Below are 25011 nucleotides of genomic sequence, written 5' to 3'. Positions count from 1 at the left end.
ATTCGCGCTTGCTCAATTACGTTATTTCACACTGCTATTGAGAGAATACGCAAATGTGCGCTGGCTCTCAAAATAATGCGCAAGCGAACTATTTCTCGGCACTTATTCCAGATTCGTATGTAATTAGTAAGTTACGCATTTTAAAATCAGATCGCGGTCATAAATTCAGAAATAAACCAAATATCATAATGAGAAGATAAAAATCTGTAATTGCCAGCCAGCCATTCCACGTTAAAAATTTGCTGCGTCTACAGCAGTGAATGTTTCTTTTATCTCAGCAGCAACATAACCCTACAAAAGGCACTATAATTATGAAGATAAAGAATCTGTCCCTTACTCTCTGCACTACTCTCCTGCTTGCAAGCTTCACCGGGCATGCTAAAGAAGTAAAAATTGGCATGGCCATTGATGATCTGCGTCTTGAACGCTGGCAAAAAGATCGCGATATTTTTGTGAAGAAAGCCGAATCGCTCGGCGCAAGTGTGTTTGTTCAGTCGGCTAACGGCAATGAAGAAACGCAAATGTCACAAATTGAAAATATGATCAACCGTGGCGTCGATGTTCTGGTCATTATTCCTTATAACGGCCAGGTGTTAAGTAATGTTGTTAAAGAGGCGAAACAAGAAGGCATTAAAGTTTTAGCCTATGACCGAATGATTAATAACGCCGATATTGATTATTACATTTCCTTTGATAACGAAAAAGTGGGTGAGCTACAGGCACAAAGCCTGGTTAACAAAGTGCCACAAGGAAATTATTTCCTGATGGGTGGCTCGCCTGTTGATAACAACGCCAAATTATTCCGCGAAGGCCAGATGAAAGTTCTCAAGCCCTTTATCGACGACGGGAAAATTAAAGTAGTTGGCGACCAATGGGCCGATGGCTGGCTGCCTGAAAATGCGCTGAAAATTATGGAGAACGCATTAACGGCCAACAATAACAAAATTGATGCGGTCGTCGCCTCCAACGATGCAACGGCAGGCGGGGCAATTCAGGCGCTCAGCGCACAAGGTCTTGCCGGAAAAGTCGCTATTTCAGGCCAGGATGCCGATCTCGCAGGCGTGAAGCGCATTATTGCCGGTACACAGACAATGACGGTCTATAAACCTATTACCGAGCTTGCGAATACCGCAGCAGAAATAGCCGTTGAATTAGGCAATGGTAAACAACCTAAAGCAGATGCCTCGCTGAACAATGGATTGAAAGATGTGCCGGCTCGTCTGCTTACTCCAATTGAAGTCAATAAAGAGAATATTGACGCCACCGTGATTAAAGACGGTTTCCATAAAAAGAGTGAACTGTAATCCAGCGCTGCCCCTGCACTGCAGGGGCGCATCGACTTGTGCTGTTCTTCCTTCGGGTCACGTGGAGCAGTTATGCCTTACTTACTTGAAATGAAAAGTATCACCAAGGCCTTTGGCGCGGTGAAAGCTGTCGATAACGTTAGCCTGCGCCTGAATCCTGGTGAAGTTGTTTCACTGTGTGGTGAAAATGGTTCCGGTAAATCCACACTGATGAAGGTGCTTTGTGGGATCTACCCTCACGGCAGTTACGATGGTGAAATTGTTTTTGCCGGTGAAGTCATACAAGCCACGCACATCCGTGATACCGAACGCAAAGGTATCGCCATCATTCACCAGGAACTGGCGCTGGTGAAGCACCTCACGGTGCTGGAAAATATCTTCCTGGGGGCAGAGATTTCACGTTATGGCGTGCTTGATTACGACACCATGACGCTACGCTGCGAAAAACTGCTGGCTCAGGTAAGCCTGTCGATTTCCCCCGACACACGCGTAGGTGACCTGGGCCTCGGTCAGCAGCAACTGGTCGAAATTGCCAAGGCGCTGAACAAACAGGTTCGCTTGCTGATCCTTGATGAGCCGACCGCATCACTTACAGAGCAGGAGACCGCCGTTCTGCTCAATATCATCCGCGATCTGCAAAACCACGGCATCGCTTGCATCTACATTTCCCACAAGCTCAACGAAGTCAAAGCCATTTCTGACACCATCTGCGTGATACGCGATGGGCAGCATATCGGGACGCGTACTGCGTCGGGCATGAGCGAAGATGACATCATCACGATGATGGTCGGCCGTGAGCTAACCGCGTTATATCCTAATGAACCTCACACCATCGGAGACGAGATCTTACGCGTTGAAAATCTGACGGCATGGCATCCCGTTAACCGCCATATCAAGCGTGTTAACGACATCTCTTTTTCGCTTCATCGCGGTGAGATCCTGGGAATTGCCGGTTTAGTCGGTGCGGGGCGAACCGAAGCTGTACAGTGCCTGTTTGGCGTATGGCCTGGGCGTTGGGAGGGCAAAATTCATATTGATGGGCAGCAGGTTCATATCCACTCCTGCCAGCAGGCGATTGCGCAGGGTATCGCCATGGTCCCTGAAGATCGTAAAAAAGACGGCATCGTGCCGGTTATGGCTGTCGGGAAAAACATCACACTGGCAGCACTTGACCAGTTTTCAGGGGCGCTAAGTAGCCTGGACGATGCCGCAGAGCAGCACTGTATTCTTCAGTCGTTAACACGTCTCAAGGTTAAGACCTCCTCACCCGAGCTGGCCATTGGACGTTTGAGCGGCGGCAATCAGCAGAAAGCGATACTGGCGCGATGCCTGTTGCTCAATCCCCGAATATTGATCCTGGATGAACCTACGCGCGGAATTGATATCGGCGCGAAATACGAAATCTACAAACTGATTAATCAGCTCGTGCAGCAAGGCATTGCCGTCATTGTCATCTCGTCTGAGCTACCTGAAGTGCTGGGCCTGAGCGATCGGGTGCTGGTCATGCACGAAGGGAAGCTTAAAGCCAATCTGAACAACCAAAACCTGACGCAGGAGAAGGTGATGGAAGCCGCATTAAGGAGCGAACGCCATGTCGAAAAGCAATCCGCCTGATATCAAAGCCGCTGTTCCAATGGGCAGTGCCTTCTCTGGGCTTAAGACGCTCAATTTACAGGTCTTCGTGATGATCGCGGCGATCATTGCCATTATGTTGTTCTTCACCTGGATGACCGATGGCTCCTACCTGAGCGCACGCAACGTTTCTAACCTGCTTCGCCAGACCGCGATTACCGGCATTCTGGCTGTGGGGATGGTGTTCGTTATTATTTCAGCCGAAATCGATCTTTCCGTAGGGTCAATGATGGGCTTACTCGGTGGCGTCGCGGCTATTTTTGACGTGTGGCTCGGCTGGCCGCTGCCCCTGACAATTGTCGTCACACTGATACTGGGCCTGTTGCTTGGTGCGTGGAATGGCTGGTGGGTGGCATATCGTAAAGTCCCCTCATTTATTGTCACCCTTGCGGGGATGCTGGCATTCCGGGGAGTGTTGATTGGGATCACCAATGGCACAACCGTATCGCCCACCAGCGCATCCATGTCGCAAATTGGTCAGAGCTACCTCTCTGATGGTGTCGGATTTACGCTGGGCGTGATCGGTTTAATGGCGTTTGTTGCCTGGCAGTGGCGCGGGCGAATGCGCCGTCAGGCTCTGGGGCTAGCCTCTCCTGCATCTACAGCGGTTGTTGGACGCCAGGCCATCACCGCCATCATCGTGCTGGGAGCTATCTGGTTGCTGAATGATTATCGTGGTGTTCCTACCCCTGTGCTACTGCTGGCACTTTTACTGCTGGCGGGGATGTTTATGGCTACCCGCACTGCATTTGGTCGTCGCATTTATGCCATCGGCGGCAATCTCGAAGCTGCTCGCCTGTCAGGCATTAATGTTGAACGCACCAAACTCGCCGTCTTTGCAATCAATGGCCTGATGGTGGCTATTGCAGGGTTAATTCTTAGCTCACGTCTGGGGGCAGGTTCACCGTCTGCAGGTAACATCGCGGAGCTGGATGCCATCGCCGCCTGCGTGATTGGTGGAACCAGCCTCGCAGGCGGTGTAGGCAGTGTTGCAGGGGCTGTGATGGGCGCATTTATTATGGCGTCGCTGGACAACGGAATGAGTATGATGGATGTTCCGACCTTCTGGCAGTATATCGTCAAAGGAGCCATTCTGTTGCTGGCGGTCTGGATGGATTCCGCAACCAAGCGACGGGCATGAACACCGCGTTGCCACTTATTTGGGAAAGTCAGCCATGTTCGAGAAGCGTCACCGCATTACATTGTTATTCAATGCTAACAAAGCCTACGATCGTCAGGTCGTTGAAGGGGTTGGCGAATATTTGCAGGCGTCGCAATCCGAGTGGGATATCTTCATCGAAGAAGATTTCCGGACTCGCCTTGAAAACATCAGGGACTGGCTTGGCGATGGCGTCATCGCAGATTATGACGATCCCATTATCGAGCGGCTTCTCGCTGACGTCGAGGTCCCCATCGTAGGCGTCGGCGGCTCTTATCACACACCAGAACATTATCCACCGGTTCACTACATTGCCACCGATAATCATGCCCTGGTCGAAAGTGCCTTTTTGCATTTGAAGGAGAAAGGGGTACATCGCTTTGCTTTTTATGGCCTGCCATCCTCAAGCGGTAAACGCTGGGCAATGGAACGCGAGTACGCTTTCTGTCAGTTAGTTGCCAAAGAAAAGTACCGTGGCGTGGTGTATCAGGGGCTGGAAACCGCCCCTGAAAACTGGCAGCACGCGCAAAACCGCCTGGCCGACTGGCTGCAAACGCTACCGCCACAAACCGGGATTATTGCCGTGACAGATGCCCGTGCGCGTCACGTGTTGCAGGTATGCGAACATTTGCATATCCCTGTACCCGAAAAACTGTGCGTTATTGGTATCGATAACGAAGAGCTCACGCGTTATCTCTCACGCGTGGCACTGTCATCGGTGGCACAAGGAACGCGTCAGATGGGTTACCAGGCCGCGAAACTACTCCACCGATTACTGGACAATGAAACGTTGCCTCTCCAGCGCTTACTGGTTCCACCGGTTCGCGTGGTGGAGCGCCGCTCGACCGACTACCGTTCGCTGAACGACCCTGCCGTTATTCAGGCTATGCATTACATCCGCAATCACGCCTGCAAAGGGATCAAGGTCGACCAGGTGCTGGACTCAGTGGGAATTTCTCGTTCCAACCTGGAGAAACGTTTTAAAGAAGAGGTGGGTGAAACCATTCACGCCGTGATCCATGCAGAGAAGCTGGAAAAAGCACGTAGTTTGCTGATCTCAACGTCGCTGTCGATCAACGAAATATCACAGATGTGCGGCTACCCTTCGTTACAGTACTTTTATTCGGTGTTCAAGAAAGAGTATGACACCACGCCCAAGGAGTATCGGGAGCGCCACAGTGAAGTGCTGATATAGTGCAGAAAAGAAAAACGCCTTCCACTGGAAGGCGTTTTTTGAGGATTACATATGAGCGGCGATTAAGCGCTGGTTATCCTGGTACATCGCGAACAGATAGTTGTTATAGCTCTGTCCCTGCGTGGAGTACCCTTTCAGCTTGTGGATCATGGTGCTTGCCGTTACTTCCTGATCCGCCTTACGCAACTGAGCACGTGATTTGCGGAACGAAGAGTAAGCCGGGTGCGTATTCAGATTCACCACATAGGCGCTCACAGAATCTTTAACCGATTCAAACTGCGAGTAGCCTTTCACTGCGCCTGGTGCATTGTTACAACGCCCTTTAACGCATTTCATGCCAAAGAGGTTGTTATTGCTACGGGCCAGTTTTGATGTCCCCCAGCCACTCTCGGCTGCAGCCATCGTCGCCACCATGCTGCCAGGAATGATATCCACACGCTCTAACAGTGAGTTCCACGGAACACGACGCGTATTACCGTTCCAGCTCACTTTATAGCGCTTCGCAATGTCTTTCAGACGCGTACGCTCAGACGGCGACCAGCGGCTATCGTACTGCTTGGAGATAAGCCAGTTACGATCTGCGGTAATCGCAGTATTTTGACTTGTAATATAAGGCATTACCGTCCGGAGAAACGCTTTTTTCCTTGGTGTCCCGGAAGGGTATTTTCGCAAATCAGGAAGTGAACTGCTCTTTGCACTATTGCGAGAATACTCTTGTTTACTGCTAACCTTACTTTTACTCGTCGTCTTTATGACGTGGGCTTTGTGACTCGATGTATCCGTGTGCGTTTTCGCAAGCACCCCACCTGAAAATGACACGGTGAGTAACATGAGTATCGTAGCCCCAAATCGTCGAATGGGAGTCGATATCATTAGGTCTCCTGGTCGGATATAAGCATTCCAACACCTTATTTTTTTCACAAATTTGAGAGCGGAATCTCAAATCATAACAAAAATAGACTTCAAGAGCATCTAAAGAAATAGTCCAATTCCGAAACTATGTCATCAAAAAGTTGCTCACTTACCCATCATTCCCGCGAAATTGTGTGCGATATCGCAGATAACTGTCTAATTTTGCGCGCGATCACTCATCCTTCCACATCCTCCTGGTAGAAAGCGCCGGAGGATGAGTTTTTCACCTGAATCAGGTGGCACACTGGTCAAAAATGCCGCGACAGGAAAATGGAATGAAACGCTCCGCTTTGGCTCTTCTGTTATTACCCGCTATGGCAAATGCAGACTGGACATCCCCCGGTTTTGATACATTTCATACTGAAGGAACCGGGGTGTTCACCAGCCATGCAACGCTGGCGAAGGGTACGCGCCCTCTCACGCTAAGTTTTGACAACACGTGCTGGCAGCCTACTGAAGCAATAAAACTCAATGAGATGCTGTCGCTTAAACCTTGCGAAGGCACGCCGCCACAGTGGCGTTTATTCCGTGAGGGTGATTATCAGATGCGCGTAGACACGCGCTCCGGGACACCCACCTTAATGCTGTCGATCCAAAGCGCAGCAGAAAAACCCATCGCAAACGTCACTCGCCAGTGTCCAAAGTGGGACGGGAAACCGTTAACTATTGAGGTCAATAGCACCTTCCCGGAAGGGTCAAAAGTTCGTGATTTCTACAGTAAACAAACCGCCACGGTACAAAACGGGAAAATCACACTGCAACCTGCGGCTAACAGCAACGGTCTACTGCTGCTGGAACGTGCCGAAACCGACAAACCTGCCTCCTTTAGCTGGCAAAATGCCACCGTCTATTTTGTTCTGACGGATCGCTTTGTTAACGGCGATCCAACCAACGACAACAGCTATGGTCGGCATAAAGATGGTATGCAAGAGATTGGGACCTTCCACGGCGGCGACCTCAAAGGGCTGGCCAGTAAGCTCGATTATTTACAGCAACTGGGCGTCAATGCACTCTGGATAAGCTCTCCACTGGAGCAAATCCACGGTTGGGTGGGCGGCGGAACAAAAGGGGATTTCCCCCACTACGCCTATCACGGCTACTACACACAGGACTGGACAAAGCTCGACGCCAATATGGGCAACGAAGACGATTTGCACCATCTTGTCGATGAAGCCCACAAGCGCGGTATTCGGATCCTGTTCGACATTGTCATGAATCACACCGGGTACGCCACACTTGCCGATATGCAGGAGTTCCAGTTTGGTGCGTTATATCTGCAAGGTGAAGAGCTGAAAAAAACGCTGGGCACACACTGGACTGACTGGAAACCCGGTGTCGGGCAAAGCTGGCACAGCTTTAATGATTACATTAATTTCAGCGACAAAGCCGCATGGGAAAAATGGTGGGGGAAGAAATGGATCCGCACAGATATTGGTGATTACGACAGCCCAGGCTATGACGATTTAACCATGTCACTGGCGTTTTTACCGGATCTAAAAACAGAATCCACCATACCTTCTGGCCTGCCGAACTTTTATCAACATAAGCCCGACACACACGCGAAAGAGATCGCAGGGTATACCCCAAGGGATTATCTGACTCACTGGCTGAGCCAGTGGGTACGTGACTATGGCATCGACGGTTTCCGGGTGGATACCGCGAAACACGTCGAGTTACCGGCATGGCAGCAGCTCAAAGATCAGGCAAGCCAGGCACTCGCCGCCTGGAAGCTGGCCAATCCGGACAAAAAACTCGACGATGCGCCCTTCTGGATGACCGGAGAATCCTGGGGGCACGGCGTGATGCAAAGCGAATATTATCGCCACGGTTTCGATGCGATGATCAATTTTGATTACCAGGAACAAGCAGCAAAAGCCGTCGATTGCCTGGCCGATATCGATTTAACCTGGCAGCAAATGGCAGAGAAGCTCCAGGGATTCAATGTGCTGAGTTATCTCTCCTCACACGACACCCGTCTGTTCCGCGAAGGTGGTCAGCGCGCAGCAGAACTGCTTCTGCTGACACCGGGTAGCGTACAAATCTATTACGGAGATGAATCTGAACGCCCGTTTGGCCCAACCGGCTCAGACCCGCTTCAGGGAACGCGCTCAGACATGAACTGGAAGGACGTTACGGGTAAGCAATCCTTAACCGTCTCCCACTGGCAGATTCTGGGGCAATTCCGCGCTCGTCATCCTGCAATAGGGGAAGGAAAGCAGACGACCTTATCGCTCAAGCAGGGCTATGGCTTCGTGCGTGAGCACAATGGCGATAAAGCGATGGTGGTGTGGGCGGGGAATCAGTAACCACGCCCCTAACCCTCTCCTTTTTGAGGAGAGGGTGCGTCACAGAATAATTCACCACACAAATACAAACCAACCAAACAAAACAACAAACCAAGCCACATCTCTCGATTTGCACCCGCACGATGCTAGCGTTATGGTTACCCACTTTTAAAATAAGCCCGACAGATCACCTGCTATGACGTTTTCACTTTTCGGCGACAAATTTACCCGCCATTCAGGCATTACCCGCCTGATGGAGGATCTCAACGACGGGCTGCGCACACCGGGCGCAATCATGCTCGGCGGCGGAAACCCGGCACAAATCCCGGCCATGAATGAATATTTCCAGACTCTGCTGGCTCAGATGCTGGAAAGCGGAAAAGCCACTGAGGCGCTGTGCAATTACGATGGGCCTCAGGGGAAAACCGAGCTACTTACGTTGCTCGCAGACATGCTACGCGAAGAGCTAGGCTGGGATATTGATCCACAGAATATTGCACTGACAAACGGCAGCCAAAGCGCATTTTTCTACTTGTTTAACCTGTTCGCAGGACGCCGCGCCGACGGCAGTACCAAAAAAGTGCTCTTCCCGCTCACTCCGGAGTATATCGGTTATGCCGATTCAGGCCTGGAAGAAGATCTGTTTGTCTCCGCGCGTCCCAATATCGAGCTGCTCCCGGAAGGTCAGTTCAAATATCACGTCGATTTCGAGCATCTACACATTGGTGAAGATACGGGCATGATCTGCGTGTCGCGCCCAACCAACCCAACCGGCAACGTGATTACCGATGACGAGTTGATAAAGCTGGATATGTTGGCCAATCAACATGGCATCCCGCTGGTCATCGATAATGCTTACGGCGTACCGTTCCCTGGCATTATCTTCAGCGAAGCCCGTCCGCTGTGGAATCCGAACATCGTGTTGTGTATGAGCCTCTCCAAACTCGGGCTTCCTGGCAGTCGCTGCGGGATCATCATTGCCAATGAAAAAATCATCACTGCTATTACCAATATGAATGGCATTATCAGTCTCTCACCCGGCGGCATCGGCCCGGCGATGATGTGCGAGATGATCAAACGCAATGACCTGCTGCGTCTGTCCAATGACGTCATTAAACCTTTCTATTACCAGCGAGTTCAGGAGACGATTGCGATCATTCGTCGCTATTTGCCTGAAGAACGTTGCCTGATACATAAACCAGAAGGGGCAATATTCCTGTGGTTATGGTTTAAAGACCTGCCTGTCACGACCGAATTGCTCTATCAGCGTTTGAAAAAACGTGGTGTCTTGATGGTTCCTGGTGACTATTTCTTCCCAGGGCTGGATAAACCCTGGCCGCACACACACCAGTGTATGCGCATGAACTATGTCCCAGACCCTGAGAAGATTGAAGCAGGAGTGAAAATCCTCGCCGAAGAGATCAACATTGCCTGGCAAGAAAGCCATTGTTAACAGAAATAAGGCTCTTCAAATCGAAGAGCCTTATTTTTCGCGCTCGGCAACTTGAATTAATGATAAATCCTCTTCGACTGCGGAAAAAATAAACAGCGGGGTGCATTTTGGCTATCCCATTGTATTGACAAAAAAAACGCAATTTAACGTCACAGAAGGCGTGGATTACAGCGACAGGCAGGATGATTACGCTCTTCAGGCCAGACTACACGGTCACACCTATCATCTGACTCACTGAATCAGCACACCCGTTATCCTGCGCCGGGACTGAATACCAATGGCCCACATCAGTTCACAACATCCGGTATTGGCAGGAGATGACGGGGACGATAACCTGACATTTTCATGTAATTTCAATAAATTACTGTAGCCTTGCCGCGCGTAGCGGGGTGACATCAATACAAGACAGCGCCTGAGTCGGGCACGCTTCAACGCATGCCGGTCCTTGCGTGCGATGCTGACATAAATCGCACTTAATCGCCTGGGCGTGAGCATCCTGCATAACAACCTGCATCGCGCCAAACGGACACGCCAGGACGCAACTTTTACAACCAATGCAGCGCTGCTGATCGACGCTGATGCTGTCCCGTTCACGACGAATTGCCCCTGTAGGGCAGACATTACCGCAGGGTGGATCTTCGCAGTGATGGCAGGCAACCGCAGTGGAAAAGGTACTCCCTTTGACAACCTGAATTCGCGGGACGAAGCGTTCTGACGAAAGCCGGGCGCAATCTTGTTCGGGCTGATGCGCCACGACACAAGCCACTTCACAAGTGCGACAACCTATACATTTTCCCGAATCCGCAAGAATAAAACGGTTCATTTCCCGGCTCCGTCCATTGGTAAAAAACCAGATTGCCAGAAAAGCGGAAAGTCGCGCTTTGATCGCGCAAGGGAAAGAGACCAGATTTGTGGCATCTGCCATCGTATCTGGCCTTTTGCCAGAAGCTTAATCGCGAACGGTGAAGCCGAGTTCGCGCGAGATGGCTTCAGCAGTTTCACGCAGAGGTTTCAGCAAGTTCTTTTCACCAATCTGCTTCATGCGGGATGTGGAAAGAGAAATGGAGATCGCGAATGGCACGCGGCCATGAATATCAAAGACTGGCACAGCGATACAGGATACCCCCAGCTCATTCTCTTCTTTATCCATCGCCATACTGTGATCGCGGATTTCAGCCAGTTCATCATACATCGCGCTCAGTTCAGTGATGGTATTGCGGGTCAGCGGCTGGATCTGCTCCTGGTGGCTATCCCAGTAGCTCGCGACGTAATCCTGATGGCCAAACGCCATGTAGATTTTACCCATCGCGGAACAATACAGCGGCATATGCTGGCCGATATAAGCGCGCGTACGCAGCATCCCGGTCGTCGGTTCCAGCTTATAAATCAGAATGGCGTGATCATCTTCCCGGCTGGAGAAATTCACCGTTTCGCCGGTCGCGATGTTCAGCGCTTCAAGGTGTGGAGCCGCCACATGAATAATATTCAGTGACGACAATGCTTTTTGCCCCACGGCGATAAATTTCGTGGTCAGGCGATAGCTACCCGCCGCAGGCGCTGGGGTCACATAGCCGCACGACTGCAGGCCTTGCAGCAACCGATGCACGGTGCTCTTGTTTAGCCCGGCAAGCTCAGATAAATGCGCTAGCGGACAACCATTCGGATAGTTACTGAGGATCTCAATCAGCATCAGGCCGCGAAACAAGCTCTGGCTACCGGCTGGCCTCTCTTTTTCTTGCGTCATTTCGCTCTCTTTCATGCTCATTAAATAGCTCCTTTTTATCGCGCCCTGATGGTAGCGCAAAGTGTGGCTCAGTTCACGATCTCAGCATAAAAAACACAACCATTTGATTTTAATCGATTTTGAAAAACATGAATGTCGTTGATCTGACAAAAATTGATCGCTATATTTGAAATCAGATTTCGCATAGTGAAATTTAGAGATAAAAAAGCACTCACACCTCCCCCTAAAAAAGAACAGGAGAACAGGGATGAAAGTGACCTTTGAAGAGTTAAAAAACGCGTTCAATCGGGTTTTGCTCGATCGCGGAGTGAAAGCCGACACCGCTGAGGCGTGCGCTGAAATGTTTGCCCGCACCACAGAATCCGGCGTCTATTCTCATGGCGTGAATCGTTTTCCACGTTTTATCCAGCAACTCGATGCTGGCGACATTATTCCTGACGCCCAGCCGAAGCGTGTCACCACGCTGGGTGCGATCGAACAGTGGGATGCCCAACGTTCAATCGGCAATCTGACGGCGAAAAAGATGATGGATCGCGCCACCGAGCTGGCCTCCGACCACGGAATTGGCCTGGTGGCACTGCGTAATGCGAACCACTGGATGCGTGGCGGTAGCTACGGCTGGCAGGCTGCCGAGAAAGGTTACATCGGGATCTGCTGGACCAACTCTATTGCCGTTATGCCACCGTGGGGCGCAAAAGAGTGTCGTATCGGGACAAACCCGCTGATCGTCGCCATCCCCTCCACGCCTATCACGATGGTAGACATGTCCATGTCGATGTTCTCCTACGGCATGCTGGAAGTGAATCGCCTGGCCGGGCGCGAACTGCCGGTAGATGGCGGATTTGATGATGAAGGCAACCTCACAAAAGAGCCTGGCGTGATCGAGAAAAACCGTCGCATCCTGCCAATGGGCTACTGGAAAGGCTCCGGTTTATCCATCGTGCTCGACATGATCGCCACCCTGCTCTCAAACGGCTCATCCGTGGCAGAAGTCACTCAGGACAACAGCGATGAGTATGGCGTGTCGCAGATCTTCATCGCCATTGAAGTCGATAAGCTGATTGACGGCCCAACCCGTGACGCCAAACTCCAGCGGATCATGGATTTCATCACCACCGCCGACCGTTCCGACGAAAACGTCGCTATCCGTCTGCCAGGGCATGAATTTACGCGTCTGCTCGAAGAAAACCGCCGCAACGGCATTACGGTCGACGACAGCGTGTGGGCGAAAATTCAGTCGCTGTAAGGAGTGACATCATGATATTCGGACATATTTCGCAACCAAACCCCTGTCGCCTGCCGCTGGCGATTGAAAAAGCGCTCGATTTTCTGCGCACCACGGATTTCTCAACGCTTGCGCCAGGCGTGGTAGAGATCGACGGGCGCAACATCTTTGCGCAGGTGCTCGATCTCCACACCAGAGAGCAGCACGAGAACCGGCCTGAAGTACACCGCCGCTATCTTGATATTCAATTTCTGGCATGGGGCGAAGAAAAAATTGGTATTGCCATTGATACCGGCAATAACGAAATAAGCGAATCACTTCTGGAACAGCGCGATATTATCTTTTATCACGCCAGTGAAAATGAATCGTTTATAGAAATGATACCAGGCAGTTACGCCATATTTTTCCCGCAGGATGTACACCGTCCTGCCTGTATTAAAAACAAGGAATCTGCAATTCGTAAGATTGTAGTGAAAGTGGCTATCAGCGAATTAAATTAATTCATCTGATCAATACAGGAAAATACCATGAATCACGCCGGTTTTATCATTGGTGCGTACCCCTGCGCACCCTCGTTTCACCAGAAAGGGGAACAAGAAGAACAGGCATTCTGGCGAGAACTTGCTGATACGCCGCATATCCGCGGTCTGGAACAGCCTTGCCTTGAGGATCTCCACCCTTATGGTGATGAATGGCTGTTTCGTCACACGCCAGGGGACTGGCAAATCGTGGTCACTGCAGTCATGGAAACCATGCGACGCCGTGGCACGAACGGCGGGTTTGGCCTGGCCTCTGCCGATGAAGATCAACGCAAAGCCAGCATCGAATTTTACCGCCACTTGCGTCAGAAAATTCATGCGGTGAATGCTCGTTATCCAGGAAAAGTGATCACGCTTGAGATGCAGGCAGCGCCTCAGGCAGGTAACGTGTCGGTTGATCAAGCGACTGACGCCTTCTCCCGCTCCATCCGCGAAATCGTGAGCTGGGACTGGTCATGCGATCTGGTACTTGAACATTGTGATGCCATGACCGGCAGCGCACCACGCAAAGGGTTTTTACCGTTAGCGCAGGTGCTGGATGTGGTAAAAGCAACAGACATCAGCGTGTGTATTAACTGGGCACGCTCAGCCATTGAAGGACGCAATACGACCTTACCCCTCGAGCATGTCCAGGCCACGCTCAACGCTGGAAAATTGGGCGCATTGATGTTTTCGGGTACAACTGCAGGCGGGGAGTATGGTGACTGGCAGGATCTCCACGCACCCTTTTCTTCATTCTGCGCCGACAGTTTAATGACAACTGATCATGCAAAAACATTATTTACTGCGGCGAACACCGCAACATTGAAATTCTCCGGTATTAAATTACTGGAAATAAATGCTAATGCTGACGTCAGCCATCGCATCGCCATTTTGCGCGACGGTATTAGCGCTCTAAATAAAGCAACGAAATAACAATAAAAAATAATCTTTTTCCGGTTACATTTAATGAGACGTTAAATATGAACACTTCCTCTAATGCCCAACATGCGGATATTCCGCGTCAGCGCTGGCTCAGAATCATCCCACCGATTCTCATTGCCTGCATTATTTCTTATATGGACCGTGTGAACATCGCTTTTGCTATGCCTGGCGGCATGGATGAAGAGCTGGGTATTTCTGCCACCATGGCAGGTCTGGCTGGCGGGATATTCTTCATCGGTTATCTGTTCCTGCAAGTTCCCGGCGGCAAGATTGCCGTACACGGCAGTGGTAAAAAATTCATCGGTTGGTCGCTGGTTGCCTGGGCGGTCATTTCGGTACTGACCGGTGTCGTCACCAACCAGTACCAACTGCTGGTACTGCGCTTTTTACTCGGGGTGGCAGAAGGCGGGATGCTACCGGTTGTGCTCACGATGATCAGTAACTGGTTCCCGGATGCCGAACGGGGCCGCGCTAACGCCATTGTGATTATGTTTGTTCCTATTGCGGGAATCATCACCGCACCGCTATCCGGATGGATCATTACTGCACTCGACTGGCGCTGGCTGTTCATCATCGAAGGTCTGATGTCTATTGTTGTGCTGGTACTGTGGGCATTGACAGTCTATGACCGACCACAGGAAGCGCGCTGGATCTCCGAGGCAGAGAAAAACTATCTGGTGCAAACCCTGGCGGCGGAGCAACGCGCCATTGCGGGTAAAGAGGTGAAAAACGCGTCGCTGAGTGCAGTGCTGTCCGACAAAACCATGTGGCAGCTCATCGCGCTTAACTTCTTCTACCAGACCGGAATTTACGGTTATACCCTCTGGCTACCCACCATCCTGAAAGAGCTGACACATTCCAGCATTGGTCAGGTCGGAATGCTTGCTGTACTGCCTTACATCGGTGCAATTGCAGGTATGTTCCTGTTCTCCACACTGTCTGACCGCACAGGCAAGCGCAAGCTGTTCGTCTCACTGCCGCTGATTGGTTTTGCGATTTGTATGTTCCTCTCCGTCGCGTTGAAAGAAAACATCTGGCTGGCCTATGCCGCGCTGGTGGGCTGTGGCTTCTTCCTGCAATCCGCTGCGGGAGTGTTCTGGACCATTCCGGCTCGTCTGTTCAGTGCAGAGATGGCCGGCGGTGCACGCGGGGTGATTAACGCCCTGGGTAACCTCGGTGGATTCTGTGGCCCGTATGCCGTCGGCGTGCTGATCACCTTGTACAGCAAAGATGCCGGGGTTTACTGCCTGGCCATTTCCCTGGCTCTGGCCTCACTGCTGGCGCTGCTGTTACCAGCGAAATGCGATGCCGGTGCAGAACCCAATCCCACGGTGAATCCGCATAAGCGTGCAGCCTGATGCCTCACACCACCCTCTCCCACAGGGAGAGGGTGAAATACAAGAGAGTCAAAGATGAGTGAAAAAGAACCCTTCTGGCTGGGTATCGATTGTGGCGGTACTTATCTGAAAGCCGGTTTGTATAACAGCCAGGGAAAAGAAGTCTGTATTGAGCGGCGGTCTGTCGCCACCCTCAGCCCACGCCCCGGCTATGCCGAACGGGATATGCACCAGCTCTGGCAGCACTGCCATGCAACCGTCGCGCTGTTACTCAAAAAAGCGAGCGTCAGTGGAGAACAGATCAAGGGCATTGGTATCTCTGCACAGGGTAAGGGGCTGTTTCTTCTTGATAAAAATGACCAGCCGCTAGGCCATGCCATGCTCTCATCAGATCGCAGAGCGCTGGATATTGTGCAGCGCTGGCAGCAGGACGGTATTCCCGAAACGCTCTATCCCCACACGCGCCAGACGCTCTGGACGGGACACCCTGCGTCGCTTTTGCGCTGGGTTAAAGAGAATGAGCCACAGCGGTATCAGCAGATCGGCTGCGTAATGATGGCGCACGATTATCTGCGCTGGTGTCTGACGGGCGTAAAAGGGTGTGAAGAGAGCAATATCTCGGAATCCAATCTCTACAACATGAACACCGGCAAATACGATCCACAGCTCACTCGCTGGCTCGGGATCGGTGAAATTGATAGTGCACTCCCACCCATTTTCGGTTCAGCAGAAATTTGCGGGGAAATCACCGCTCAGGCAGCCGCACTGACCGGTCTCACGGCGGGAACCCCCGTCGTTGGTGGACTGTTTGATGTGGTTTCCACCGCGATCTGCGCCGGACTGCACGATGAAAATACGCTTAACGCAGTCATGGGAACCTGGGCCGTGACCAGCGGTATCGCTAACGGTATTCGCGATAACGAACCCTTTCCATATGTGTATGGCCGTTACGTTCACCCACAGCAGTACATCGTCCACGAGGCCAGTCCAACCTCATCCGGCAATCTGGAATGGTTGACCGCGCAATGGGGTGACATGTCGTTCGGGGAGATAAACCAGGCTGTTGCCAGCCTGCCAAAAGCCGAAAGCGATGTGTTCTTCCTGCCTTTTCTCTACGGCAGTAATGCCGGGCTGGAAATGACCAGCGGGTTTTACGGAATGCAGGCCTTACACACCCGCGCACACCTGTTGCAGGCCGTGTATGAGGGCGTGGTGTTCAGCCATATGACGCACCTCAATCGCATGCTCGAACGCTTTACCCATGTGCAGACATTGCGCGTTACAGGCGGCCCAACCCATTCGGATGTGTGGATGCAAATGCTGGCTGATGTCAGCGGCCTGGCCATTGAACTGCCACAGGTTGAAGAAACAGGCTGTTCCGGCGCGGCACTGGCAGCCCTCGTCGGCACAGGTATTTATCCCGATTTTTACGCGGCACAACGTGCCCTCAAACATGATATCCGGGTGGTTGAACCCGACATGTGCGCCCATGCGGCCTACCAGCGTAAATATCACCGTTACCAGCGACTGATTTCAGCATTACAGGGCTATCACGCCCGCATTAAGGAGTACGACTTATGAGCCGACCATTACTTCAACTGGCGCTCGACCATACCTCTCTTCCGGCGGCACAGCGTGATGTCGCTCTGTTGCAGGGCCACGTCGATATCGTCGAAGCAGGCACAATTTTGTGTCTGACCGAAGGGTTAAACGCTGTGCGGGCATTACGCACCCAGTGCCCGGAGAAAATTATCGTAGCCGACTGGAAGGTTGCTGATGCTGGTGAAACGCTGGCGCAGCAAGCATTTGGGGCTGGCGCGAACTGGATGACCATCATCTGCGCTGCACCGCTGGCGACCGTCGAAAAAGGCCATGAGGTAGCAACAGCCTGCGGCGGCGAAATCCAGATGGAATTGTTTGGCAACTGGACGCTGGAGGATGCTCGTGCGTGGTATCGCGTGGGAGTGAAACAGGCGATCTACCACCGTGGGCGTGATGCCCAGGCCAGCGGCCAGCAGTGGGGGGAAGCGGATCTCGCCAAAATGAAAGCACTGTCGGATATCGGTTTGCAGCTTTCCATTACCGGCGGTATTACCCCTGCCGATCTGCCGCTGTTTAAGCAGATCAACGTTAAGGCATTTATCGCCGGACGGGCGCTGGCAGGCGCAGCCAATCCACCGCAAGTCGCACACGAATTCCACACGCAAATCCGCAACATCTGGGGAGAATCATCATGCGCCAGCACCCGTTAGGCATTTATGAAAAAGCGCTGTCGAAAGACCTCACCTGGGCGGAGCGTCTGGTTCTGGCGAAAAGTTGCGGCTTCGATTTCGTCGAAATGTCGGTAGATGAAACCGACGAGCGCTTGTCGCGCCTCGAATGGAGTACGACGCAGCGGGCTTCGTTGGTTGAGGCGATGCTGGAGACCGGGGTATCGATCCCGTCAATGTGTTTGTCTGCCCACCGCCGCTTCCCCTTCGGCAGCCGGGATGAAGCCGTACGCGAACGTGCTCGCGAGATCATGACGAAAGCCATCAGGCTGGCGCGGGATTTAGGCATCCGCACCATTCAACTGGCAGGGTATGACGTTTATTACGAAGAACATGACGAAGGTACACAGCAACGCTTTGCCGAAGGGCTGGCGTGGGCGGTGGAACAGGCCGCTGCGGCACAAGTGATGCTGGCAGTAGAGATCATGGATACCGCGTTTATGAACTCCATCAGCAAATGGAAAAAGTGGGATGACATGCTGGCCTCACCGTGGTTTAGCGTGTACCCGGACGTCGGCAACCTGAGTGCGTGGGGCAACGATGTCACCGCCGAGCTCACGCTGGGCATTGACCGTATCGCCGCCATCCATCTGAAAGATACCCAGCCAGTTACCGAGCAAAGCCCTGGACAGTTTCGCGATGTGCCATTCGGCGAAGGGTGTGTTGATTTTGTCGGTGTATTTAACACCCTGAATCAACTGAATTATCGCGGGGCATTTCTCATTGAAATGTGGACCGAAAAAGCCAAAGAGCCGGTTCTGGAAATTATACAGGCGCGTCGCTGGATAGAGGCTCGTATGCAGGAAGGAGGCATGACATGTTAGAACAACTCAAAGCGGAAGTGCTGGCGGCAAACCTGGCGCTACCGGCCCACCAACTGGTGACATTCACCTGGGGCAACGTTAGTGCCGTTGATCGTGAACGCGGCCTGATGGTGATCAAACCGTCCGGCGTGGAGTACGAGGTGATGACCGCGAATGATATGGTCGTCGTGGACATTGCTACGGGAAACGTGGTGGAGGGCAGTAAAAAACCCTCTTCCGATACGCCAACCCACCTCGCACTGTATCGTCGTTACCCGGAAATTGGCGGTATTGTCCATACCCACTCGCGCCACGCTACCATCTGGTCACAGGCGGGGCTGGATTTACCCGCCTGGGGAACCACGCACGCCGACTACTTCTACGGTGCAATCCCTTGCACGCGTCTGATGACCACGACAGAAATTGAAGGTGAATACGAATACCAGACAGGGGAAGTGATCATCAAAACCTTCGAAGAGCGCGACCTGAGCCCCATGCAGATCCCGGCGGTACTGGTTCACTCCCACGGCCCATTTGCCTGGGGGAAAAATGCCGCTGATGCCGTGCATAATGCTGTGGTACTGGAGGAGTGCGCCTATATGGGCCTGTTTTCGCGCCAGCTTGCTCCTCAGCTTCCGGTGATGCAGCAGGAGCTACTGGATAAACACTATCTGCGCAAACACGGGGCGAATGCGTATTACGGACAATAACCGCAACATCCTGCACTGTTCGCCTGGTGTTACTCCTGCATGGAAAACCCTGAGTGGAAAGAAAGCATAACGCGTGATATTGCTAAAAAAATTGCAGCTACTGCTGCAATAAAATGCCCGGCGGCGTTGCGCTTATGTGGATCTGAGAAAACCCGCCAGATCAGATAAGCGCAGCAGCGCCAGGCAAATCAGGCTCAAGCCTCGTTCCTGGGTGCTGTTCTCATCCCTCAGAAACGCCAGCTCATCCCCGTCATCAGGACGAAACTGTCATCACGGTCAACCATTGGGCTGTTTTTTACGTCATCGGGCAATACGGTATACACCGCGCTGGCATTGACGAACAGGCTCTGCGTCAGTTGATATTTGGCGGAAAGGCCAATATACGGGCTCCAGCTGTCGCCTGCGGCGTATTCATTCAGACCGCTACGGCGAGACTCACTGCCGGAAACACCGTAATAGTAGTCATTGAAGCTTTCGTCATAATAGAAAACACCTACGGAAGGAGTCAGGGTCAGACGTTCCATGCGCAGAGGATGGAAATAGGACAACTCACCGACGACCCCCCCACTTTCATCCATCGCGTCAGCGCCAACCGCGAATTTCAGGCTACCCCAGTGTTCATGACGATAATATGCACCGCCCAGAAACACAGAGGCTTTACGTTCATCCAACTGTTTCATGGCATGATCATCATTATCGTCAGGATCGAAATGCAGCGGCATCCAGGCTGCGGTCAGGCTAATTTCATTTTTGCTGTCTTTCCACACAATCCAGCCGGCCGCAGTCTGGCGAACATAAAAGTGATCACCTTCATAACTGATTAACGGTACGGCTGAGGTGTTTTCGTTATACCCTTTATACGGTGATTCATTAAATACTGCCCCTGCGCCAAGGGAAAACTCATCAGCCATCGCTGATGATGTCGAAAATAATGCGGCGGCGATGAGCAAATTCTTTTTGATAATCATTCCATGCAATCCATTATACGCCAATCAAGCGGGGCGAATAATAATGGTTACAAATTTACCAATGCAACGACGCAGTTTATATAATATTATATATAAAATCATATAGATGAGCGCGCATGATGAATAAACTACAATTAAAACCTCGTGAATTGAAAATGATTTCAGTCATTGCCGCGACTCGCAGCATTGGTGATGCCGCTGCATTATTAGGGATGGCGCAGGCCAATGTGAGTAAATATTTATCTGATTTTGAAACGCGTGTTGGCCTAAAGGTTTTTGAACGCACCACCCGCCAGCTGGCGCTTACACAGTTTGGTGAGGCTTTACTACCCTATGTAAATGCTTCACTGGAAAAAAATAGCCAACTCATTAATTTTATTGCAGATTACAAACATGAAAAACGAGGAAAAGTCACCATCTATGCGCCTACCGGTATCGTGACCTATCTGGCTCGCCATGTGATTCACAAGATTGAAGAGATCGGCGATATCCGTCTCTCGTTGAAAACATATAATCTTGATCGTAATGAATTTTCTGAGGGTGTATCATTTCCCGACGACTGCGATATTTTAATTACCTATGCACCGCCAAAAGATGAAAATCTGGTGGCAAGCGTCCTTACCAAATATTCCGTCACCGCTTTTGCCACCGAAGAATATTTAAATAAAAACCCAATAAGTGGCCCTGATGAATTAATTCATCACTCGTGTATATTAATCGACTCGATGCTGGTTGATGATGCTAACATCTGGCGTTTCAGGGCACATGGCAGCGATGATATTCTCGATTACAAAGTCACCGGGAATTATATTTGCGATAATACTCAGGCCGCGCTGGAACTGGCCAGAAATAACCTTGGCATTGTTTTCGCCCCCAAAGAGAGCCTGAGAAAAGAGCTTAAACATGGCTCACTCGTGCCATGCTTCCCCCATCAGGAAGAGTGGTGGCTTGATCTCACCGCCATATTCCGCAAACGCGAATATCAACCCTGGCGAGTACAATACGTCCTGGATGGCGTACTAAACTGCCTGCGCCAGCAAATCAGCCAGGCCGCCAGAGGGCGGCCTGGACTGGATGATTAAAACAGCCCGAGCGGTTTATCAGAATAACTGACCAACAGACACTTCGTTTGCTGGTAATGCTCCAGCATCATTTTGTGCGTTTCGCGCCCAATCCCCGACTGTTTGTAACCACCAAATGCCGCGTGTGCCGGGTAAGCGTGATAACAGTTGGTCCAGACACGTCCGGCCTGAATTCCACGTCCCATTTTATAGGCCAAATTACCGTTGCGGCTCCAGACGCCAGCACCCAGCCCATATTGCGTATCGTTGGCAATCTCCAGCGCTTCCTCCATCGTTTTGAAGGTTGTCACAGCCAGTACCGGGCCAAAAATCTCCTCCTGGAAGACGCGCATGTTGTTCTTACCAAACAGGATGGTCGGCTCAAGATAGTAGCCCTCGTTGAGATCCCCCCCTAACAACTTACGCCGCCCACCGGTCAGAACGTCTGCCCCCTCTTTCTTACCAATATCAATGTAATTGAGGATGGTATCGAGCTGGCCATGTGAAACCTGCGCACCCATCTGTGTGACGCTATCCAGCGGGTTACCGCTGCGGATCGCCTCCACGCGGCGAATGGCACGTTCCATAAAACGCTCATAGATAGATTCCTGCACCAGCGCACGGCTTGGGCAGGTACAAACTTCACCCTGGTTGAAGGCAAATAACGCGAACCCTTCCAGCGCCTTATCGAAGAAGGCATCTTCTTCATCCATAACGTCTGCAAAGAAAATGTTCGGCGATTTTCCGCCCAGTTCCAGCGTCACCGGAATGATGTTCTGGGTCGCATACTGCATGATTTGCTGGCCGACTTCTGTTGACCCGGTAAACGCCACCTTCGCAATGCGTTTTGAGGTGGCGAGATATTCACCTATCTCCCCACCAGCACCGTTAACCACGTTGATAACCCCTGGCGGCAACAGATCACCAATCACCTCCATCAGCAGTAATACCGACAGCGGCGTTAAGCGTGCAGGTTTAAGCACCACGCAGTTGCCCGCCGCCAGCGCCGGGGCCATCTTCCAGCTCGCCATCAGCAACGGGAAGTTCCACGGGATGATTTGTCCAACCACGCCCAGAGGTTCATGGAAGTGGTAAGCGACAGTGTCGTTATCCACCTCGCTTATCCCCCCTTCCTGAGCACGAATACAGGAGGCGAAATAACGGAAATGATCAATTGCCAGCGGCACATCCGCAGCCATGGTTTCACGGATCGGTTTACCGTTATCCCACGTTTCTGCCGTGGCCAGTAGCTCCAGGTTCTGCTCCATTCGATCGGCAATTTTGAACAAAATGGCGGCTCTGTCCTGGACAGACGTGTGCCCCCATTGGTCCTTAATCTTGTGTGCCGCATCCAGCGCCAGATCGATGTCCTTTTTGCCTGAGCTGGCGATCTCGCACAGCGGCTGACCGGTAACAGGCGTCAGGTTCGAATAGTATTCACCGTCGACAGGCGCGACCCAGTCGCCGCCAATGAAGTTGTCATATCGGGGTTTTAACTTAAGGGGAAAACCATACTCGCCAGGCTGAATACGTGATGAGGGAGGATTATTCGTCATGACCATCTCCTTGCTGTTGGTGTCTAACAAGGGTAGTCACGACTGGCGATTTTCTCGCCAGTCGTTTACAGCTTTACGACGGGTATCACGGATTAAAGAGGAGTAAACAACAACGTAATTTGTAATAGTGATGTGCCACTCAAATCGATCTTCAGGGAGAGGAAATGGAACATGAAATAACAGGTGTCGAGGTGTTGTTTGTCGCAGGTTTTGGGCCAATCACCCGCCATACCGAGACCAGTACATCTTTTTACCTGCGAACACTTGGGCTACCGCTAAAGCCCATGGAAGGCAACGAAGATTATTTGCTCACGGAGCAGGACCAACTCTCCGGTGTGAAGCACTTTGCGCTCTGGCCACTTTCTCAGGCTGCCAGCTCTTGTTTTGGTTCAGAACAATGGCCTGCAGACGTGCCTGTTCCTCAGGCCTGGATCGAGTTTGAAGTGCAGGATATCGACACCGCAACCGATGCACTCATCACACAAGGGTACACTTTGCTCATTGCAAAACGGGAAGAACCGTGGGGACAGACCGTCACCCGGTTACTTAGCCCGGAAGGCCTGCTGACCGGGGTAACGATTACCCCCTGGTTGCGCGGGTAAGTAAAAAAGGCCTGTATTCACAGGCCCGTAAAACACAATTACATTGCAGCGCGATAAATCGCCATGATTTCGTCGTGCGTAGCCTGGATTGGGTTAGTAAACCCGCACGCATCTTTCAGAGCATTAGTCGCCAGAACAGGAATATCCTCTTCCTTCACGCCTAAATCGCGCAGACCAGCCGGAATATTCACTTTGCCTGCCAGGGCACGAATTTCTGCGATACACGCCTGAGCGCCCTGCTCAGCATCCATATGACTAACGTCCACACCCATGGCGCTTGCACAGTCACGCAGACGAGCCGCCGCAACCTTGCAGTTAAAGACCTGAACATGTGGCAGAAGCACGGCGTTGCACACCCCGTGCGGCAGATCGTAGAACCCGCCCAACTGGTGCGCCATGGCATGTACATAGCCCAAAGAGGCATTGTTAAACGCCATTCCTGCCAGGAATTGCGCGTAGGCCATCGCTTCACGCGCCTCTGCATCACTCCCCTCTTCAACAGCCTGAATCAGGTTTTCAGCAATCATGGTCACGGCTTTCAGCGCGCATGCATCGGTAATCGGCGTTGCGGCAATTGAGACATACGCTTCAATGGCGTGGGTTAACGCATCCATACCGGTTGCCGCCGTCAGCGACTTAGGCATACCGACCATCAGTGATGAATCATTTACAGACAGCACCGGGGTCACATGTTTATCGACAATAGCCATTTTAATATGGCGAGCTTCATCGGTAATAATGCAGAAACGCGTCATCTCAGAAGCCGTGCCTGCGGTGGTATTAATGGCAATCATCGGTAATTGTGGTTTTTCCGAACGATCAACCCCTTCATAATCGCGAATATCGCCGCCATTAGCCGCCACCAGCGCAATACCTTTTGCGCAATCATGTGGTGAACCACCGCCCAGGGAAATAACACAATCACATTTATTTTCTTTTAACATAGCCAGACCTGCCGCCACATTGGCAGTCGTCGGGTTAGGGTGTGTACCATCATAAATAACACTGGTGATATCGCGCTCTTTCAGTGCAATTTGAATCTCAGCGGCCATTCCCAGCTTACTCAACATCGCATCAGTCACAATCAGTGCGCGACGCCAGCCGTAAGCGCGCATGGTATCCATTGCGCTGCCTAATGAATCAGAACCAATAATATTCACGGACGGAATATAAAATACGGATGCAGCCATGATATTTCCTCAAAGGAATAAAAAGAGCCGGAAGCATACGTAAAAGATAAATTTAAAAAGTTGATCAAAAACCTATTTTTGTATGCACTTTCGCAAGTTGAATAATTTTAAGCCTACGAAAGTGTTTATTAATATATAAATC

At 51.6% G+C, this 25011-nt stretch carries 22 protein-coding genes; 16 read left to right on the top strand and 6 right to left on the bottom strand.

Features of this window, described 5'->3' with window-relative positions:
• Positions 1-311: 311 nt before the first annotated feature.
• The 4 genes from xylF to xylR all read left to right on the top strand — a co-directional run bounded on the left by xylF (position 312) and on the right by xylR (position 5290).
• Positions 312-1304, top strand: coding sequence for a D-xylose ABC transporter substrate-binding protein (gene xylF / locus HV346_RS00810; protein ID WP_181621760.1), 993 nt, complete (start codon positions 312-314; stop codon positions 1302-1304).
• Positions 1305-1376: 72 nt separating this feature from the next.
• A complete protein-coding gene (locus HV346_RS00805) occupies positions 1377-2918 on the top strand; it encodes a xylose ABC transporter ATP-binding protein (protein ID WP_181621759.1) in 1542 nt (513 codons plus the stop codon).
• Positions 2896-4077, top strand: a complete 1182-nt coding sequence (gene xylH / locus HV346_RS00800) for a xylose ABC transporter permease XylH (protein WP_181621758.1) — start codon at positions 2896-2898, stop codon at positions 4075-4077. Before HV346_RS00805 ends, xylH begins: the two co-directional genes overlap by 23 nt.
• A gap of 34 nt (positions 4078-4111) precedes the next feature.
• Positions 4112-5290, top strand: a complete 1179-nt coding sequence (gene xylR / locus HV346_RS00795) for a D-xylose utilization transcriptional activator XylR (RefSeq protein WP_181621757.1) — start codon at positions 4112-4114, stop codon at positions 5288-5290.
• Positions 5291-5335: 45 nt separating this feature from the next.
• Here xylR and HV346_RS00790 read toward each other — a convergent pair whose 3' ends face one another.
• Positions 5336-6163 carry a protein bax gene (locus HV346_RS00790; RefSeq protein WP_181621756.1) on the bottom strand — a complete coding sequence of 276 codons (828 nt, stop codon included), beginning with the start codon at positions 6161-6163 and terminating at the stop codon, positions 5336-5338.
• Positions 6164-6477: 314 nt separating this feature from the next.
• On the opposite strand from HV346_RS00790, the gene HV346_RS00785 reads away from it, so the two are divergent.
• Together HV346_RS00785 and avtA are read left to right on the top strand one after the other, a co-directional pair.
• Entirely contained in the window at positions 6478-8508 is a 2031-nt protein-coding gene (locus tag HV346_RS00785; RefSeq protein WP_181621755.1) for an alpha-amylase, read from the top strand.
• Between the two features lie 175 nt (positions 8509-8683).
• Positions 8684-9940: a valine--pyruvate transaminase gene (avtA, locus tag HV346_RS00780; protein ID WP_181621754.1), complete on the top strand. Its 1257-nt coding sequence runs from the start codon at positions 8684-8686 to the stop codon at positions 9938-9940.
• 361 nt (positions 9941-10301) lie between these two features.
• Here avtA and HV346_RS00775 read toward each other — a convergent pair whose 3' ends face one another.
• Together HV346_RS00775 and yiaJ are read right to left on the bottom strand one after the other, a co-directional pair.
• Positions 10302-10763, bottom strand: a complete 462-nt coding sequence (locus tag HV346_RS00775) for a 4Fe-4S dicluster domain-containing protein (RefSeq protein WP_181623658.1) — start codon at positions 10761-10763, stop codon at positions 10302-10304.
• Positions 10764-10889: 126 nt separating this feature from the next.
• On the bottom strand, positions 10890-11705 hold the full coding sequence (yiaJ, locus tag HV346_RS00770) for an IclR family transcriptional regulator YiaJ (protein ID WP_181621753.1): 816 nt from the start codon (positions 11703-11705) through the stop codon (positions 10890-10892).
• A 226-nt stretch (positions 11706-11931) separates the two neighbouring features.
• On the opposite strand from yiaJ, the gene yiaK reads away from it, so the two are divergent.
• From yiaK to araD, 8 genes are read left to right on the top strand one after another with little or no spacing between them, the layout of a single operon-like run.
• Positions 11932-12930: a 3-dehydro-L-gulonate 2-dehydrogenase gene (gene yiaK / locus HV346_RS00765; RefSeq protein WP_181621752.1), complete on the top strand. Its 999-nt coding sequence runs from the start codon at positions 11932-11934 to the stop codon at positions 12928-12930.
• Between the two features lie 11 nt (positions 12931-12941).
• Positions 12942-13409, top strand: coding sequence for a YhcH/YjgK/YiaL family protein (locus HV346_RS00760; protein ID WP_181621751.1), 468 nt, complete (start codon positions 12942-12944; stop codon positions 13407-13409).
• A 27-nt stretch (positions 13410-13436) separates the two neighbouring features.
• Positions 13437-14363, top strand: a complete 927-nt coding sequence (locus tag HV346_RS00755) for a DUF4862 family protein (protein ID WP_181621750.1) — start codon at positions 13437-13439, stop codon at positions 14361-14363.
• Positions 14364-14410: 47 nt separating this feature from the next.
• A complete protein-coding gene (locus tag HV346_RS00750) occupies positions 14411-15730 on the top strand; it encodes an MFS transporter (protein ID WP_181621749.1) in 1320 nt (439 codons plus the stop codon).
• A 54-nt stretch (positions 15731-15784) separates the two neighbouring features.
• Positions 15785-17290: an FGGY-family carbohydrate kinase gene (locus tag HV346_RS00745; protein ID WP_181621748.1), complete on the top strand. Its 1506-nt coding sequence runs from the start codon at positions 15785-15787 to the stop codon at positions 17288-17290.
• Positions 17287-17961, top strand: a complete 675-nt coding sequence (gene ulaD, locus HV346_RS00740; RefSeq protein WP_181621747.1) for a 3-keto-L-gulonate-6-phosphate decarboxylase UlaD — start codon at positions 17287-17289, stop codon at positions 17959-17961. Before HV346_RS00745 ends, ulaD begins: the two co-directional genes overlap by 4 nt.
• A complete protein-coding gene (locus HV346_RS00735) occupies positions 17943-18803 on the top strand; it encodes an L-ribulose-5-phosphate 3-epimerase (protein WP_181621746.1) in 861 nt (286 codons plus the stop codon). Before ulaD ends, HV346_RS00735 begins: the two co-directional genes overlap by 19 nt.
• Positions 18797-19492, top strand: a complete 696-nt coding sequence (araD, locus tag HV346_RS00730; protein WP_181621745.1) for an L-ribulose-5-phosphate 4-epimerase — start codon at positions 18797-18799, stop codon at positions 19490-19492. The genes HV346_RS00735 and araD overlap by 7 nt, the downstream gene beginning before the upstream one ends.
• Before the next feature lie 227 nt (positions 19493-19719).
• Here araD and HV346_RS00725 read toward each other — a convergent pair whose 3' ends face one another.
• Positions 19720-20460, bottom strand: a complete 741-nt coding sequence (locus HV346_RS00725; RefSeq protein WP_181621744.1) for a MipA/OmpV family protein — start codon at positions 20458-20460, stop codon at positions 19720-19722.
• Between the two features lie 116 nt (positions 20461-20576).
• Between HV346_RS00725 and HV346_RS00720 the strand changes: the two genes are divergently transcribed.
• Complete coding sequence (locus tag HV346_RS00720) at positions 20577-21542, top strand: LysR family transcriptional regulator (protein WP_181621743.1); 966 nt, start codon at positions 20577-20579, stop codon at positions 21540-21542.
• Here HV346_RS00720 and aldB read toward each other — a convergent pair.
• A complete protein-coding gene (aldB, locus tag HV346_RS00715) occupies positions 21539-23077 on the bottom strand; it encodes an aldehyde dehydrogenase AldB (RefSeq protein WP_181621742.1) in 1539 nt (512 codons plus the stop codon). The two genes, HV346_RS00720 and aldB, sit on opposite strands and share 4 nt — an antisense overlap.
• 164 nt (positions 23078-23241) lie before the next feature.
• Between aldB and HV346_RS00710 the strand changes: the two genes are divergently transcribed.
• The gene (locus HV346_RS00710) at positions 23242-23679 is read left to right on the top strand and encodes a glyoxalase (protein WP_181621741.1); all 438 of its coding nucleotides are present in this window, start codon (positions 23242-23244) and stop codon (positions 23677-23679) included.
• Between the two features lie 38 nt (positions 23680-23717).
• On the opposite strand, the gene yiaY is transcribed toward HV346_RS00710, so the two are convergent.
• Positions 23718-24869, bottom strand: coding sequence for an L-threonine dehydrogenase (gene yiaY / locus HV346_RS00705; protein WP_181621740.1), 1152 nt, complete (start codon positions 24867-24869; stop codon positions 23718-23720).
• Positions 24870-25011: the final 142 nt, after the last annotated feature.

It is taken from the genome of Enterobacter sp. RHBSTW-00994, assembly GCF_013782625.1.
Classification (GTDB): Bacteria; Pseudomonadota; Gammaproteobacteria; order Enterobacterales; family Enterobacteriaceae; genus Enterobacter.
The sequence above is the reverse complement of the archived record's forward strand: the minus strand, read 5'-3'. Positions and strand labels throughout refer to the sequence as shown.

What these genes read in the sequence shown, in the direction of transcription:
- xylF (WP_181621760.1), top strand. Translation starts at nt 312, where the DNA reads ATGAAGATAAAGAATCTGTCCCTTACTCTCTGCACTACTCTCCTGCTT.
- HV346_RS00805 (WP_181621759.1), top strand. Translation starts at nt 1,377, where the DNA reads ATGCCTTACTTACTTGAAATGAAAAGTATCACCAAGGCCTTTGGCGCG.
- xylH (WP_181621758.1), top strand. Translation starts at nt 2,896, where the DNA reads ATGTCGAAAAGCAATCCGCCTGATATCAAAGCCGCTGTTCCAATGGGC.
- xylR (WP_181621757.1), top strand. Translation starts at nt 4,112, where the DNA reads ATGTTCGAGAAGCGTCACCGCATTACATTGTTATTCAATGCTAACAAA.
- HV346_RS00790 (WP_181621756.1), bottom strand. Translation starts at nt 6,163, where the DNA reads ATGATATCGACTCCCATTCGACGATTTGGGGCTACGATACTCATGTTA.
- HV346_RS00785 (WP_181621755.1), top strand. Translation starts at nt 6,478, where the DNA reads ATGAAACGCTCCGCTTTGGCTCTTCTGTTATTACCCGCTATGGCAAAT.
- avtA (WP_181621754.1), top strand. Translation starts at nt 8,684, where the DNA reads ATGACGTTTTCACTTTTCGGCGACAAATTTACCCGCCATTCAGGCATT.
- HV346_RS00775 (WP_181623658.1), bottom strand. Translation starts at nt 10,763, where the DNA reads ATGAACCGTTTTATTCTTGCGGATTCGGGAAAATGTATAGGTTGTCGC.
- yiaJ (WP_181621753.1), bottom strand. Translation starts at nt 11,705, where the DNA reads ATGAGCATGAAAGAGAGCGAAATGACGCAAGAAAAAGAGAGGCCAGCC.
- yiaK (WP_181621752.1), top strand. Translation starts at nt 11,932, where the DNA reads ATGAAAGTGACCTTTGAAGAGTTAAAAAACGCGTTCAATCGGGTTTTG.
- HV346_RS00760 (WP_181621751.1), top strand. Translation starts at nt 12,942, where the DNA reads ATGATATTCGGACATATTTCGCAACCAAACCCCTGTCGCCTGCCGCTG.
- HV346_RS00755 (WP_181621750.1), top strand. Translation starts at nt 13,437, where the DNA reads ATGAATCACGCCGGTTTTATCATTGGTGCGTACCCCTGCGCACCCTCG.
- HV346_RS00750 (WP_181621749.1), top strand. Translation starts at nt 14,411, where the DNA reads ATGAACACTTCCTCTAATGCCCAACATGCGGATATTCCGCGTCAGCGC.
- HV346_RS00745 (WP_181621748.1), top strand. Translation starts at nt 15,785, where the DNA reads ATGAGTGAAAAAGAACCCTTCTGGCTGGGTATCGATTGTGGCGGTACT.
- ulaD (WP_181621747.1), top strand. Translation starts at nt 17,287, where the DNA reads ATGAGCCGACCATTACTTCAACTGGCGCTCGACCATACCTCTCTTCCG.
- HV346_RS00735 (WP_181621746.1), top strand. Translation starts at nt 17,943, where the DNA reads ATGCGCCAGCACCCGTTAGGCATTTATGAAAAAGCGCTGTCGAAAGAC.
- araD (WP_181621745.1), top strand. Translation starts at nt 18,797, where the DNA reads ATGTTAGAACAACTCAAAGCGGAAGTGCTGGCGGCAAACCTGGCGCTA.
- HV346_RS00725 (WP_181621744.1), bottom strand. Translation starts at nt 20,460, where the DNA reads ATGATTATCAAAAAGAATTTGCTCATCGCCGCCGCATTATTTTCGACA.
- HV346_RS00720 (WP_181621743.1), top strand. Translation starts at nt 20,577, where the DNA reads ATGATGAATAAACTACAATTAAAACCTCGTGAATTGAAAATGATTTCA.
- aldB (WP_181621742.1), bottom strand. Translation starts at nt 23,077, where the DNA reads ATGACGAATAATCCTCCCTCATCACGTATTCAGCCTGGCGAGTATGGT.
- HV346_RS00710 (WP_181621741.1), top strand. Translation starts at nt 23,242, where the DNA reads ATGGAACATGAAATAACAGGTGTCGAGGTGTTGTTTGTCGCAGGTTTT.
- yiaY (WP_181621740.1), bottom strand. Translation starts at nt 24,869, where the DNA reads ATGGCTGCATCCGTATTTTATATTCCGTCCGTGAATATTATTGGTTCT.